This window comes from Natrarchaeobius versutus, from assembly GCF_041205745.1.
In the GTDB taxonomy this organism is placed as follows: Archaea; Halobacteriota; Halobacteria; order Halobacteriales; family Natrialbaceae; genus Natrarchaeobius; species Natrarchaeobius versutus.
The window spans coordinates 603,530-616,861 of record NZ_JBGFCC010000001.1; the positions used below are offsets into that span (position 1 = coordinate 603,530).

At 65.5% G+C, this 13,332-nt stretch carries 19 protein-coding genes and 2 tRNA genes; 5 read left to right on the forward strand and 16 right to left on the reverse strand.

Annotated elements, in window-relative coordinates; translation table 11 throughout:
* Window positions 1–73: 73 nt before the first annotated feature.
* Complete coding sequence (locus AB7C87_RS02995) at window positions 74–826, reverse strand: isopentenyl phosphate kinase (protein ID WP_369727910.1); 753 nt, start codon at window positions 824–826, stop codon at window positions 74–76.
* Entirely contained in the window at window positions 823–1,809 is a 987-nt protein-coding gene (gene mvk, locus AB7C87_RS03000) for a mevalonate kinase (RefSeq protein ID WP_369727911.1), read from the reverse strand. The genes AB7C87_RS02995 and mvk overlap by 4 nt, the downstream gene beginning before the upstream one ends.
* Before the next feature lie 233 nt (window positions 1,810–2,042).
* Here mvk and AB7C87_RS03005 point away from each other — a divergent pair, with 233 nt between their 5' ends.
* From AB7C87_RS03005 to AB7C87_RS03025, 5 genes are all read left to right on the forward strand, one after another.
* The gene (locus tag AB7C87_RS03005; RefSeq protein WP_369727912.1) at window positions 2,043–3,245 is read left to right on the forward strand and encodes a hypothetical protein; all 1,203 of its coding nucleotides are present in this window, start codon (window positions 2,043–2,045) and stop codon (window positions 3,243–3,245) included.
* 148 nt (window positions 3,246–3,393) lie between these two features.
* Window positions 3,394–3,738 carry an ArsR/SmtB family transcription factor gene (locus tag AB7C87_RS03010; RefSeq protein ID WP_369727913.1) on the forward strand — a complete coding sequence of 115 codons (345 nt, stop codon included), beginning with the start codon at window positions 3,394–3,396 and terminating at the stop codon, window positions 3,736–3,738.
* Entirely contained in the window at window positions 3,739–4,050 is a 312-nt protein-coding gene (locus AB7C87_RS03015) for a DUF7521 family protein (protein WP_369727914.1), read from the forward strand.
* Between the two features lie 108 nt (window positions 4,051–4,158).
* Complete coding sequence (locus tag AB7C87_RS03020) at window positions 4,159–5,088, forward strand: thiamine-phosphate synthase family protein (protein WP_369727915.1); 930 nt, start codon at window positions 4,159–4,161, stop codon at window positions 5,086–5,088.
* A 242-nt stretch (window positions 5,089–5,330) separates the two neighbouring features.
* Complete coding sequence (locus AB7C87_RS03025; RefSeq protein ID WP_369727916.1) at window positions 5,331–6,536, forward strand: LolA family protein; 1,206 nt, start codon at window positions 5,331–5,333, stop codon at window positions 6,534–6,536.
* Between the two features lie 52 nt (window positions 6,537–6,588).
* Here the strand turns inward: AB7C87_RS03025 and AB7C87_RS03030 are convergent, their stop codons facing one another.
* The 14 genes from AB7C87_RS03030 to AB7C87_RS03095 form a co-directional block, all read right to left on the reverse strand.
* Window positions 6,589–6,714, reverse strand: coding sequence for a hypothetical protein (locus AB7C87_RS03030; RefSeq protein WP_255455267.1), 126 nt, complete (start codon window positions 6,712–6,714; stop codon window positions 6,589–6,591).
* Window positions 6,715–6,828: 114 nt separating this feature from the next.
* Window positions 6,829–7,629 carry a 30S ribosomal protein S2 gene (gene rpsB / locus AB7C87_RS03035; RefSeq protein WP_369727917.1) on the reverse strand — a complete coding sequence of 267 codons (801 nt, stop codon included), beginning with the start codon at window positions 7,627–7,629 and terminating at the stop codon, window positions 6,829–6,831.
* A complete protein-coding gene (gene eno / locus AB7C87_RS03040; RefSeq protein ID WP_369727918.1) occupies window positions 7,626–8,837 on the reverse strand; it encodes a phosphopyruvate hydratase in 1,212 nt (403 codons plus the stop codon). The genes rpsB and eno overlap by 4 nt, the downstream gene beginning before the upstream one ends.
* Window positions 8,834–9,019 (reverse strand): DNA-directed RNA polymerase subunit K, encoded by a 186-nt coding sequence (locus AB7C87_RS03045; RefSeq protein WP_369727919.1) that lies wholly within the window; start codon window positions 9,017–9,019, stop codon window positions 8,834–8,836. Before AB7C87_RS03045 ends, eno begins: the two co-directional genes overlap by 4 nt.
* 2 nt (window positions 9,020–9,021) lie before the next feature.
* Window positions 9,022–9,216 carry a DNA-directed RNA polymerase subunit N gene (locus AB7C87_RS03050; protein ID WP_369727920.1) on the reverse strand — a complete coding sequence of 65 codons (195 nt, stop codon included), beginning with the start codon at window positions 9,214–9,216 and terminating at the stop codon, window positions 9,022–9,024.
* Window positions 9,217–9,228: 12 nt separating this feature from the next.
* Window positions 9,229–9,627: a 30S ribosomal protein S9 gene (locus tag AB7C87_RS03055; RefSeq protein WP_369727921.1), complete on the reverse strand. Its 399-nt coding sequence runs from the start codon at window positions 9,625–9,627 to the stop codon at window positions 9,229–9,231.
* Window positions 9,621–10,070, reverse strand: coding sequence for a 50S ribosomal protein L13 (locus AB7C87_RS03060; protein ID WP_369727922.1), 450 nt, complete (start codon window positions 10,068–10,070; stop codon window positions 9,621–9,623). The genes AB7C87_RS03055 and AB7C87_RS03060 overlap by 7 nt, the downstream gene beginning before the upstream one ends.
* Complete coding sequence (locus tag AB7C87_RS03065; RefSeq protein ID WP_369727923.1) at window positions 10,067–10,420, reverse strand: 50S ribosomal protein L18e; 354 nt, start codon at window positions 10,418–10,420, stop codon at window positions 10,067–10,069. The genes AB7C87_RS03060 and AB7C87_RS03065 overlap by 4 nt, the downstream gene beginning before the upstream one ends.
* Before the next feature lie 201 nt (window positions 10,421–10,621).
* Window positions 10,622–10,706 (reverse strand) — tRNA-Leu (locus tag AB7C87_RS03070).
* Between the two features lie 128 nt (window positions 10,707–10,834).
* On the reverse strand, window positions 10,835–11,584 hold the full coding sequence (locus AB7C87_RS03075; protein ID WP_369727924.1) for a DNA-directed RNA polymerase subunit D: 750 nt from the start codon (window positions 11,582–11,584) through the stop codon (window positions 10,835–10,837).
* Window positions 11,585–11,588: 4 nt separating this feature from the next.
* The gene (locus AB7C87_RS03080) at window positions 11,589–11,975 is read right to left on the reverse strand and encodes a 30S ribosomal protein S11 (protein ID WP_255167462.1); all 387 of its coding nucleotides are present in this window, start codon (window positions 11,973–11,975) and stop codon (window positions 11,589–11,591) included.
* A gap of 1 nt (window position 11,976) precedes the next feature.
* On the reverse strand, window positions 11,977–12,498 hold the full coding sequence (locus AB7C87_RS03085) for a 30S ribosomal protein S4 (protein ID WP_369727925.1): 522 nt from the start codon (window positions 12,496–12,498) through the stop codon (window positions 11,977–11,979).
* Window positions 12,498–13,013, reverse strand: a complete 516-nt coding sequence (locus AB7C87_RS03090) for a 30S ribosomal protein S13 (protein ID WP_369727926.1) — start codon at window positions 13,011–13,013, stop codon at window positions 12,498–12,500. The genes AB7C87_RS03085 and AB7C87_RS03090 overlap by 1 nt, the downstream gene beginning before the upstream one ends.
* Before the next feature lie 138 nt (window positions 13,014–13,151).
* Window positions 13,152–13,234: transfer RNA gene (locus AB7C87_RS03095), tRNA-Ser, on the reverse strand.
* Window positions 13,235–13,332: the final 98 nt, after the last annotated feature.

Genomic DNA, 13,332 nt, shown 5'->3' on the forward strand with positions numbered 1-13,332 from the left:
GAATTCCCCGGGGCTTGACCCCGAGGCGATTCAGGGCCGGTTCGCACAGCTGTCGACCGCACAGCCGTCGACGCTACTCGACCGTCGTTCCCGGCTCTTCGCCCGTCAGAAACGACTCGAGATCGTCGAGCCCGAAAATAGAGGCCTCGGCCTCGAGTTCGAGTAACGCCCGTACCTTCGCGGCCATCCCGCCGGTGACGTCGGTCGCCTCGCTCTCACCGAGGACGTCCGCGACCGCCTCGAATCCCCCGATTCGGTCGATCACCGCGTCGTCAGCGTCGAGGACGCCCGGCACCGTCGAACAGAGGCCGATCCGTTCGGCCTCGAGGGCGCGGGCGAGTTCTGCGACGAGTTCGTCGCCGCTGACGACCGTCGCACCCGAACCCGCGTGTGCGATCAGATCGCCGTGGAGGACGGGGACGAACCCCTCGTCGACGAGCGTCTCGACCTGCCCGGTCGGGAACTCGAGTCGCCCGGTTTCGTCACGGTAGGCCGTCGATAGCGGATGGACCGGAACCGCGGGAACGTCGCGCTCGAGCAGGCGTTTGCGGACGAAGCCGTTGAGCGCGCCCATCGCCCCGTGGATATCGCTTACCGCAGTCGGATCGTGGGTCCCGTCGGTCGTCGTCACGCCGTGTTCGCTCGCGTGGTGGTGTCCGAAACTCCCGCCGCCGTGGACGACGACGAGGCGGTCCGCGAGCGCGCGCTCAGGAGACTCCCTGGCGGTCGCGATGGCGTCGGCCGCCGCCGCGAGCGCGGGGCCGTCGACGGTTTCGGGACGCTCCTTGTCGGTGATTGCGCTCCCGCCGAGTTTGAGGACGATCATTCGAGCCGTTCCACCCCAGTTTCGGCCAACCCCGCTCGGAATGCCTCCTCACAGCCCGGCGTAAACGACAGCGCCGTCTCGGTCTCGGGCGTCGGGTCCAGGGTGACGATACAGCCGCCACCGCCGGCGCCCGTCAGCTTCGCTCCGAGCGCGCCGGCGTCTCGAGCGGCCCAGACCATCGTATCGAGCGACCTCGAGGAGACGCCGAGCGCAGACAACAGACCGTGGTTGAAGTTCATCAGCCGGCCGGCTTCCTCGAGGTCGTCGGCCGTGAGGGCGTCTTCGCCGTTTCTCGCGAGGTCCCCGATCGTCTCGACCGTGTCCGCGGCGAACTCGTACTCCTCGCGGAGGGACCGAACGCCCGAGACCAGTTCACCGGTGTCGCCCGCGCCGCCGTCGAATCCGATGACGATCGGAACGTCCGGCGCCTCGATCGATCGGCAGTCGTCGCCCTCGACGCGGACCGCCCCGCCGGTCGCCGAACAGAACGTGTCCGCACGCGAAGCCTGGCCGTCCTGAACCTCGTACTCCGTTCGGTAGGCTCGCTCGGCGAGTTCGTCGGACTCGAGGGTGGTGCCCAGCGCGCGCGTGCCGGCGTCGATGGCGGCGACGGCGACCGCGGCCGACGAGCCAAGGCCCGCTCCAAGCGGGATGTCGCTCTCGATGGTCACGTCAAAGCCAGTCTCCTCGTCGCCGGTCACGTCCCGGACGTGTTCGATCGCGCTGTCGACGTACTGCGTCGCGGCCGTCACCAGCGACTCCGAGACGTCCACGTCCGGCCGGTCGCCGGCCGACGCACCGTACTCGACCGTGAATCCGTCCAGGCTGAGGTCCTCCGCGTGGACGCGTAGCCTGCCGTCGTCGCGTGGCTCCACGCCGACGCGTGCCCGTCGCTCGATCGCACACAGAACGGCGGGCTCGCCGTAGACGACCGCGTGCTCCCCGAACAGATACACCTTCCCGGGAGCGCTCGAGCGTGTCATAGCCGGCCGTTCGCACGACGACGGTTAATAGCTGTCTTCTCGCGTCACGGTCGAATTCGATCGAACCGTTCGGAATACAAGTACGTTTCGGCGACTTGCCGACCGGCGGAGCCGTTGGTTCGATATAACCGCCCGGCGTTCGACCCTCGAGACGAATGCGACCGACGAACCGACTCGAAAACCGTGACAGACGACGCCTGCTTCACGCCGTCGGTGCTGGGCTCGCGGCGGGTATGAGCGCGTCCACCGCGGGCTGTCTCGCCTCGATGCCGACGCTCGGCCAGCAGATTCGATACGCCGACGTCGACGTCCCGGAAGCTGGCGATCCCATCTACCGCGAGTGGGTCCCCGCGCGTTCGGCCCTCGAGCACACAGACGGCGGGTGGCGGACCGTCCGCGCCGCGACGCCGAACGACATGGGAGCGGACGTCGTCGGTACCACCGATCCGCTCCCGGGACAGACCGTGAAAGCGCGCCTCGATCATCTCGGGGTGGGCTACGAGAACTACGACCACGTCGTGAGCGTGGGTCCGGTCGTCGTCTGTCTTGGCCCGTTCGACGCGGCGCTAGTCCGCGAAACGCTCCTCGAGAGCGACTACGAGGATGTTGGGGCCTATCACGGGTACGATCTGTTCGAACGAACCGATCTCACCCGCGGCGTCGCCGTCCGCGACGGGACGGTACTCTTTCGCCAGCGAGCGGCCGATTCGGGCCCGGTCGATCCCACGGACCTCGAGGTGGTGATCGACGCCGAAGCCGGACGAGTCCCGCGCCGCGCCGACGAGGACGAGGACTTCGACGCCGTCGCTCGAGCGACCGGCTCCCATCCCACCGTCCAGCTATTCGAGGGCTGGGGACCGATCGTCGAGGAGCTGTCGGAGGCGTTCTCCGCCCGGAACTCGTCGATGGTCTACGCATACGACGAGGAGTGCGTTTACCACCGGAGCGTCTGTCTCTTCGAGGAGGGGGCGGGCCTCACGTCCCGGGAGGTCGAAGACGTCCTCGCCGACCGAAACGCGGCCGTGGAGGCACACGGCGTCGAGGTCACGATCGACGAGCCGTACCTGTGGGTCGACATCCGGGAGACCCACGAGGATTTCCGGTCGCGCGTCGGCGACGACAGACGGTATCCACAGATTACGTGGGGCGTCGACGCCGGCGGGGCGGGATTTACCGTGAGCCACGACGGTGGCGATCCGGTCGACGCGGACCGCTTGACGCTCTTTCCCGATTCCCGGAGCCGTGTCGATCCGGGCATCGAACCCCAGTTCGGCGACGAGTTCGACGTCGTCGAATCTGGTGATTCGCTGACCGTCGAATCGTTCGAGAGCGAACCCGAGGACTCCATCGCGCTCCTCTACAGCCCGCCGGGAACGAACGATGGAACCGTCATGGCCCGGTTCGTTCCCGACCGCGTCGCTCGGGACGGTGAGTGAGTTGTGTTCCTCGAGTGGCGATCCGACGACCGGCCGTCGTATCCCCGCCGATCGGCCGCCGCGCATACCATCCCCAATGCCGACGATGCGGCGCCGAGTTGGCCCGTCGAACGAAGCGATTATAGGGCGAATGTCCGATCGAGTAGCCGTGAGTGAGGATCCGTCCCTCGAGACCGTCGTTTCCCTCCTCGACGACGAGTACGCCCGCGCGATCCTCGAAGCCACGCGTACCGAGCCCATGTCCGCCAACGAACTGACCGACCGCTGTGACGCCTCGCTGTCGACCGTCTGTCGGCGCCTCGAGCGACTCGAGGACGCGAACCTCGTCCGCGAGCGGACCCGACCGCGCCCCGACGGCCACCACGACACGATCTACGCCGCGACGCTCGAGGAACTTCGCCTTCGCCTCGACGAGGATGGCTTTTCCTTCGACCTCCGCCGGCGCGAGGAGGACGCCGCCGATCGGCTCCAGCGGCTGTGGGGTGACCTCTGAATGCTCGAGGCGATCCGTCCGATCGAACTCGTTGTCGGCCTGCTCGCCGCCGGTGCGACCCTCGTCGGCCTCTACATCGGCTACCAGGCGTTCCGAGCGTGGGGACGCCACCGCGATCCGTCGATGCGCTTCCTTGCGCTCGGATTGATCCTGCTGACGGTCGTTACCTACTCGACGTCGTTCGTTGGCACGGTCCTCATCCACCTGCGTCTGCTCTCGCTCCCACAGCAAGACTGGTTCTGGCTCGCCGTCCACGCCTCGCAGTTCGCTGGCCTGGTGTTGATCGCTTACGCCCTGCATCGCCGTCCCTGACTCGGGCTGATCGGTCCGGAGACCCCGCCTCGAGTCGTCCCCCGGAGACCCCGCCTCGAGTCGATCCAGGTAGTCGAACTTATGACGGTGTCGTTCGAACGCGGCCGTATGTCCCTCGTGCTGCCGAGCGAACTCGTCGTCGACCGCTTTCTGCCGACGGTGCGAGCGATGCTCGCGACACGACTCGCCCACCGCGGCCTGACCCAACAGGAGATCGCCGCCGAACTCGGCGTCACCCAGGCCGCCGTCAGCAAGTACGTCGGCGGCGACGGCGGCGGCGACGAGCGCTTCCGCGAGGATCCCGAGACGGTCGCGACGGTCGAGCGGATCGCCGACGGCCTCGCGAGCGGGGAGATGGACGGCTACGACGCCCTCGCCGACCTCCTCTCGCTCGTCCACAGCCTCGAGGACCGCGGGCCGATCTGTGAACTGCACGAAGAGGAGATGCCCGAACTCCGGGGATTGGGCTGTGATCTGTGCGTCCGCGGGCTCGATCCCGAACTCCGAGCCGAACGCGACGTCCTGACGAACGTCCGGACGGCCGCGCGAACCCTCGCGTCGACCCCCGGAATGGCCGACGTCGTCCCCAACGTCGGGACGAACGTCGGGATGGCCCTGCCCGACGCCGACGACGAGACCGGCGTTGCCGCGATTCCCGGGCGAATCTACGCCATGGGCGGCCGGATCGAGATCCCTGCGAATCCCGAATTCGGCGCGTCGAAACACGTCGCCATTGCGGTCCTCGCGGCTCGAGCGACCGACCCCGACGTCCGCGGTGCGGTCAACGTCGCCACCGACGACGCGTTGCTCGAGGCGGCCCGCGAACGTGGGATCGATCCTCTCGAGTTCGACGCCGACTACGAGGACCGAGCCACACACCTCGGCGATCGGTTCGGAGAACGTGGCTCGGTTCCACGCGTCGCCTACCACCGCGGCGCATTCGGCATCGAACCCGCGACGTACGTCTTCGGCTCGACGGCCGCCGACGCCGCCGAGCGCGTCGCCGCGTTGCTCGAGGCGACGGGATCGAATCGCTGATCACCGCCCACTTTGCGTTCAGCGAGACTGGCTTCGAGCGTCTCACGAGCGCGCCTCGAGTTCGGTGAGATCCACCTCGGGCGCGCCTCGAGTTCGGTGAGATCCACCTCGGGCGCGCCTCGAGTTCGGCGAGGTCCGTCTCGAGCACGATAACGGATACCGATGCAACGGGAGTCCACGTCCGACTCAACCGCCGGAACCACCAGCGTCATATCGCTCGTTCAGAAATACCCGATATCCGAATGGCCCTCACCAACGGACCGCTGATCGGGATGCTGGCCGCCGTACTCGCGGTCGTCGCCTTCGGCGTCGGCGGCGCAGTCGTCGTCGAACACCTCGACGACGATCCCGATGCGGACGAACTCGTCGCCGATGTCGTCGACGACCACGGGGGCATCGAGACCCTCCAGGCCACCGAGCGATCCGAGCACGAACTCCACCACGTTGGCGACGACGATCCAACCGTCGTCGCCATGGACGCACAAGTCGAGTTACGGCCCCCCGACCAGCGCCGGACGGAGATCCGCTCGAAGAGCGGGTCCGCGGACGTTCCCGACGTTACCGTCGTCAACGGGTCGACGCGGACCCACTACGTCGCCGACGACGATCAGGTGATGGTCGACGACGATAGCGACTGGGAAGCGATTCAGTACTCGCCGGAAACGTTCCTCGAGTCGATCGAAACCGAGTACGTCGGGACGGACACCGTCGACGGCCGCGAGGCACACGTCGTGGAGATTCACGCCGCCGAGAACGCGAGTGGCGACGGCGGACTCGGGGTGTTGGTCGGCGACACCGAGTACGTCCTCGGGTCGGCGGACGAGACCGACGCGACGAACGTTACGAAGACGATGACCTGGTGGATCGACGTCGAGGCGACGTACCCGATCAAAGAGCAAATCGTGACCGAGTACGACGAGCCGCGCCAGCACGCCCTCGAGCGCGAGCGAACGGTCCGGACCGTCACCTACGAGAACGTTCGGTTCGACGAGCCGATTCCCGACGACCGGTTCGCGTTCGAGCCGCCGCCCGAGACCGACGTGGTCGAACCGGTCGACTCGGTCGACGTCTCGACGTTCGACGACGCCGACGGGGCCGTCCCGTTCCCGGTTTCGGAGCCGACGCTTCCCGACAGCTTCGAACTCGTCATCGTGACGGCGAGCGAGTTCGAGGGTGACGCGACCGTCCAGTTCCTCTACCGCAATGGGGAGAGCCTCGAGGACGACGAGATCATGGGACGGATCACCGAACGACCGCCGGCGTACGGCTCCGAAGACGTCGAAACGGAAGGTGTCGGCGACGTCGACGGCGCGTTCGTCTCGACTCCGATGGGAACGACGCTCGTCTGGCACTGCGGTGACGTCCGGTACGAACTCACGCCCGACGTCGACGGGAACGACGAGGCGTTCGCCCTCGATGTAGCCGACTCGATGGGCTGTCCGGCGTGAGGACTCGAGGCTCGTCGATAGTATCTCCGAGAAATCAGTACAGCAGTCCGCCTCAGAACAGTCCAACGGCCAGCCGGTACGGGATCCCGATCGCGAAGATCGCGATCAACGCCGCCGTCGCACCGAGGACAGCGGGCGGGAGCGTCCCTTCGTCGAACTGGAACAGGATGTCGTTCATACCAGGGCTCTCGAGGGCATTCACCTAACTCCTTCGCTCTCCACGCGTCGCCACCGCTCGAGGAACGAACACAGTACGCGAAAACGGCCGAAACGGTATCGAAATCGAACCGGGTTAGACGACGCTCTCGAAGTCGTCGAGCGAGTACGATGGCTCGGCGCCGCGGCGGTCGAGAACTTCGTTGGCGAGCAGCCAGTAGACGACCGAGAGGGCCTTTCGACCCTTGTTGTTCGTCGGGACGACGAGGTCGACGTTGCTGGTCTGGTTGTTCGAGTCACACATCGCGATGACGGGAATACCCACCGTGATCGCCTCCTTGACCGCCTGGGCGTCACCGATAGGGTCCGTAACGACGACCACGTCGGGCTCGATGTAGCCGTCGTACTTCGGGTTCGTCAGCGTGCCGGGGATGAACCGGCCCGTCCGCGCTCGAGCGCCGACCGCGTCCGCGAACTTCTCGGCGGGGAAGCGGCCGTACTGGCGACTCGAGGTGACGAGAATCTGTTCGGGCGCGTAGTTCGCGAGGAAGTCCGCGGCCGTCCGGATGCGGCCGTCGGTCTTCGAGACGTCGAGGACGTAGAGACCGTCGGTTCGGACGCGGTGGATGAACCGCTCCATGTCCGCGGTCTTCTGTTGGGTACCGATGTGGACACCGGCACCGAGGTAGTCCTCGACGGGGATCAGCAGGTCGGCTTCCTCGTCGCTCATGACGTCGTCGTCGAGCGTCGGTCCTGCGTCCTCGTCGGGTTCGGCGTCGGCGTCGGCCTCGACGGCGTCTGCGTCGGCGGGCTGTTCGTCTACTGGCTCGACGTCCTCGTCGGGTTCGGCGGCGGGGCCAGCCCCTTCGGCTGGCTCCTCGTCGATCTCCTCCTCGGCGGCGTCGAGCCCTTCTTGGGTTGCGTCGTTGTCGGTCATGTCGCGTCGTCTGCGATTCTGATGAGCTCGTTCAGTTTTGCGGTTCGCTCGCCGCCGACGGCACCCGTCTTGATGAAGGGTGCGTCGGTCGCGACGGCGAGGTGTGCGATCGTCGTGTCCTCGGTTTCGCCCGAGCGATGGGAGATAACCGAGTCGTAACCGTTCTCCGTCGCGAGTTCGATCGCGTCGAAGGCGTCGGTCAGCGTCCCGATCTGGTTTGGTTTGATCAGGATACTGTTTGCCGCGTCGATCTCGATTCCCTCCGCCAGCCGATCGGTGTTGGTGACGAACAGATCGTCACCGCAGATCAGCGTCCGGTCGCCGACTTCGTCGGTCAGGTCGGCGAACGCCTCGTAGTCATTCTCGTCGAGGGGGTCCTCGACGTAGACGAGATCGTACTCGCGAACGAGATCGGCGATGTACTCGATCTGCTCGTCGGTGTCGCGGCTGATGCCCGCGGACTCGTACTCGTACGTTTCGGAGTCGGCGTCGTACATCTCGGCGGCCGCGACGTCGAGGCCGACGCCGATCTCGAAGCCGACCTCCGCTTCGACCGTCGAGACTGCCTCGTCGACGATCTCGAATGCCTCCTCGTCGTCGACAGAGGGCGCCCACGCGCCCTCGTCGCCTTTGCCCGACGGAACGCCCCGTTCCTCGAGCAGGTCGGCGACTTCGCCGTGGACGGCGGCGTTGGCGAAGACGGCGTCCTCGACGTTTGGCGCGCCGACGGGTGCGGCCAGGAACTCCTGGATGTCGGTCGCATCGGCGGCGTGTTCGCCGCCGCCGACGACGTTACCGAGCGGGGTCGGGAAGTTCTCGCCGCGGAACGCGCCACCGAGGTGCTGGAACAACGGCGCGCCCAGCACGTCGGCGCCAGCCTTCGCGGCGGCCATCGAGATGGCGACCGCGCTGTTTGCGCCGATCTCCGAGAAGTCGTCCGTGCCGTCGGCGGCACGAAGGATCGCGTCGACCTCGCGCTGGTTGCCCGCGTAGGCCTCCCCGACGAGTCGGGGGACGGCGTGTTCGCGGGCCGCGGCGATCGCCTCGGTCGGCGGTCGTTCGATCGCTTCGAACTCGCCCGTGCTCGCGCCACTCGGCGCGGCCGCACGGCCGAATCCTCCGCTTTCGGTCAGTACGTCCGCCTCGACCGTCGGATTGCCCCGCGAGTCGAGGATGCGTCTGAGTCGAACGTCGGTGATGAGCGTCATTGGAATCGCTCCCCCCGATCGACGGTAAACGGCAACACGCCGGCGTCGTACTCTTCGGCGGCGATCAGGATCGGCTGGGTCTGGTCAGTCTCGATCAACACCGGTGCACCGTGGGACACCTGAAGTGCCCGTGCACCGAGGATCCGTGCCTTCTCGTATCGGTTGTGGTGTTGCTGTTGCATGGCTACTGGTACGGAGAGACGACGTCGACTAAGTCGGTGTGACTGACGAGCATGCGCCGACAGCAGTAGCGCTCGACGCCGAGTTCGTCGAGGACCTGTTGGGGGTCCTCCTCGCCCTCGTTCGCTCGTTCGTCGAACTCCTCCCAGTGTTCGCCGACGACGTTACCACAGGTGAAACACCGGACCGGTACCATCATACCTGAATCACCTTAGCGGTACGATTTCTGGTAGCGAGCCCGAGCGCCCGGGCCGCCCCACTTTTTCGGTTCGGACTGGCGAACGTCGTTGACCAGAAGCGAACGATCGAACTCCATGAACGCATCGCGGAGTTCGGCGTCGTTCGTGTGCTGGACGATGCCGCGAGCGATGGCGGTGCGGACGGCGTCGGCCTGTCCGCTGATGCCGCCACCCTCGACGCGAACGTCGATATCCATCTCGTCGCGTAGCTCGTCGCCGACGATGCGGAACGGCTCTAACATCTTGAGCCGGGACATCTCGGGTTCGACCAGTTCGACTGGTTTCGAGTCGATTCGGACGCGTCCCTCGCCCTCGCGGACGGTTGCGCGGGCGACGGCGGTCTTTTTCTTGCCGCTCGTGTTCGTTACCATGTGACGTTAGCACCGAGTTGTTCGCTCACTTCGTGTAGGTGGACGAAGCGAATGTTCGAGAGTCGATCCAACGACGTGTCCTCGAGAATCTCGGCCTCGCGGTCGTCGTCTCCCTCGTATGGGTTGCCGACGTAGACGCGGACGTTCTCGAACGCCTCGCGACCGCGGGGCTTCTTGTACGGAAGCATACCGCGGACGGAGCGCTTGAAGATCGTGTCCGGCCGACGCGGGTAGTAGGGACCGCTGTCGGATCCGAGCTGGAGCCGTTTGCGGTAGGTCTCGAAGACGTCCTCTTTACCGCCGGTGATGACGGCGTCTTCGGCGTTGACGATGGCGATGGTGTCACCATCGAGAGCGCGCTGTGCGACCTCGCTGGCGACGCGGCCGAGGATGCAATCGCGGGCGTCGACGACGACGTCCGCGTCGAACTCGGCGACGCTCATCGAATCACCCGTACGTCGGATCCGTCTGGGTTCTCTTCGAGCAGTTGCTCGAGCGGTACCGGTTCGCCGACCTGTTCGATCTTGGTCTCCGCCGAGGACGAAAAGTCGACGGCCGCGACGGTGACGTTCTTCTGTAGTGCGCCGGATCCCAGCACCTTGCCGGGAACGACGACGGTCTCTTCTTCGCGTGCGTACCGCTCGATGCGGCCCAGGTTCACCTCTGCGTGGGTGCGCCGGGGCTTCTCGAGTCGATCCGCGACGTCTCGCCAGACGTCGGCGTCCTCGCTGCGGGACGTCGACTTCAGCTCGGCGATGAGATCGGTGAGCCTCGGATTGGTCTTGCTACTCATTAATTTCCTCCAACTGCAGTGAACACTCGAGAACGACGCTCTCGAGCGATCGTGGAATCGGTCCGACAGAAGTGATGCAGGGAGCAGGATTTGAACCGCCGGGAGACGATCGGTCTCGCATGCGCTCGACCGCTTCGACTCCCGTGGCTCAAATCTGCACGTTCCATTTTTCCGGCTCTTCGGTCGATCGAGCCGGAAAAATGCAGGGAGCAGGATTTGAACCTGCGGACTCCTACGAGACAGCGCCCTGAACGCTGCGCCGTTGGCCAGACTTGGCTATCCCTGCTCGCACTTCCAGATACCCGTCGCCCCTTCAAACCCCTTTCGATTCCAGTAGACGAACCGCCGTCGGCCTCGTCGCTTACGACACCGGCGAGCGGTTCGCGTCGGCTGGGTCGGGGGCGTCGGTTCATTTTAAAGCTGTACTGCCTCTTCGAGTTCGGTCGCGCGTCCCTCGATCGTGTCTGCGGCACGCGTGACGAGTTCTTCGATCGTAAACGAGCCGTCGGTTTCGACGTGGAAGACGAACGCGTTCGGCACGTCTTCGATCTCGACCTCCTGGTCGGGATACCGGTTGGTGAGGTCGTGATCAAACTCGCTCGTCGGGACGAGTTCGCCGTCGTCTTCGATCACGCCGCGGACGATCCGCTCTTCGGGTTCCTCGAACTCCGGGAGGTCGCCGACGGCCGTCACGCGCTGGAGATGTCGGTAACCGACCGCTACGCCACCCTGGTGTTTGGCGTGGCCCTTGCCTCGGTCGAGGACGGCTTCCGCCTCGGCCTCGAGACGCTGGCCGTCTTTGAGATCGATGATCGGAACGTTCTCGTCGGCGGGCTTGACTAAACTGTCGCTCGAGACGAGGTCGCCCGAGTAGGCGGTGGCCGGTCCTTCGACGTCGATCGAGAGCGTGACGGCGTCGTCCTCGACGAACTCGCCGACCGGCGGGGTCGTCAACGGAACGAGTCCGAGTCGCAAGGCGAGTTGCTCGTCGAACATAACCGACGAGTTCTCGACGAAGTGGACGGTGTCGACGGCAAACGTCGGCACGTCGGCGACCATCGCTCGTCGGATACCGTTTGCGAACGCGGGCGTCACGCCGCGGACGAGGAACCTGGCTTTTCGATCCTCGCGTTCGACGAACTCGACGTCGTACTCCTCTGTCATGGATCTAGTAGCCGCCTTTGCCTTTCGGTGCGCGCGATCCGTCGTGTGGGATCGGGGTCACGTCCTCGATGCGACCGATTTCGATGCCCGAGCGTGCGAGCGCTCGAATCGTCGCCTGTGCGCCGGGGCCGGGGGACTTCTGGAGATTCCCACCCGGGCCGCGAACGCGAACGTGCAGGCCCGTGATGCCGGCGGCTTTGACCTCCTCGGCGACGGATTCGGCCATCTGCATCGCGGCGTACGGCGAGGCCTCGTCGCGGTTCTGTTTGACAGCCGTCCCGCCGGACGATTTCGCGATCGTCTCGGCGCCTGTGAGGTCGGTCACGGTCATGACGGTGTTGTTGAACGATGCGTGTACGTGGGCAACGCCCCATTTTTCGTCGTCTGCCATGTTATTGTCCCTCCGCTCGTTCCGGGTGGAGTTCGTCCGCGAGTGGACTGTTCTCCTCGAACTCGATGCGGTCTTCCTCGTCGACGTCGACGACGTACGACGGGATCCGGTTGCGCTGGCCGTCGATGACGATGTGGCCGTGAGAGATGAACTGGCGAGCCTGCTGGGTCGTGTTCGCCAGTCCTTTCCGGTAGACGACCGTCTGGAGACGGCGCTCTAAGACGTCCTCGACCTCGAGACCGAGGATGTCGCCTAAGTCGTCTTCCTCGCCCAGAATGCCGACGCGTTTGAGTCGACCGAGGAACTCCTCGGAGCGCCGGATGACGGTCTCGTCGCCCTGGGGCTGGCCGAGCAGGTCACGAGCCTCGCGTCGGTAGGAGCGAAGCTCGGACTGTGCACGCCAGAGTTCCTCCTTGTTCGCGAGCCCGTATCGGTCGACCAGCGAGTGCTCGCTGGCGATGCGCTCGCCCTGGTAGGGATGGTTGGGCGTCTCGTACTGTTTGGTGTTCGTTCCGAGTGGCATTATTCGTCGTCCTCCGCCGCCTCTTCGGCCTGTTCTTCGCGGATCTCTTCGACGTTGACTCCGATCGTCCCTTCAGTTCGGCCGGTGGACTTGGTTCGCTGTCCGCGGACCTTCTGTCCGCGCTTGTGGCGAACGCCTTTGTAGGAGTCGATCATCTTCATCCGGTTGATGTCGTGTTGACGGGTCAACTGGAGATCGTTCCCGATCTCGTGGCTCGTCTCGCCGGTGTAAAAGTCCGCCTGGCGGTTGTTGAGCCAGTCCGGAACTTCGTCGGCGTAGTTTTCGACGAGCGTGACGACCTCGTCGATCACGTCGTCCTCGAGTCGACCGAACGTCGCCGTCCGATCGACACCCGCTTCCTCGGCGATGATTCGGGCGGTTCGTCGACCGATCCCGTTCATCTCCGAGAGCGAGCGCTCGACGGACTTCGTCCCATCGAGGTCTGTCTGACCGATGCGGACGAAGTACCGAAGGTCTTCGTCGTCCTGTTGTTCTTGAGGGTCTTCCTCGCTCATGTGTCGTGTATGTGTGTCTGGTCTGCGCGCGTTGCAACGTCGACTGACTCAACTGCCAGCCGTACTGGCGGACAACCGGAAAACGCCCGATCGAATCGACGGGCTCAGACCGATTCTCTGCCAGTACCGTGTATCCGACGTCGTGGCGGGGATTCGAACCCCGGAGGCTTGACGCCACATGGTTAGCAACCATGCGCCTTGGGCCGCTTGGCTACCACGACACCGTGTCTGTATCGTCGCCCTTCCGGACTCGGGGACCGCGCCCCCTGCACGTATCGCACCAGAACGTACCCGGGTCGGGTACTTAAGCGCAACGAAA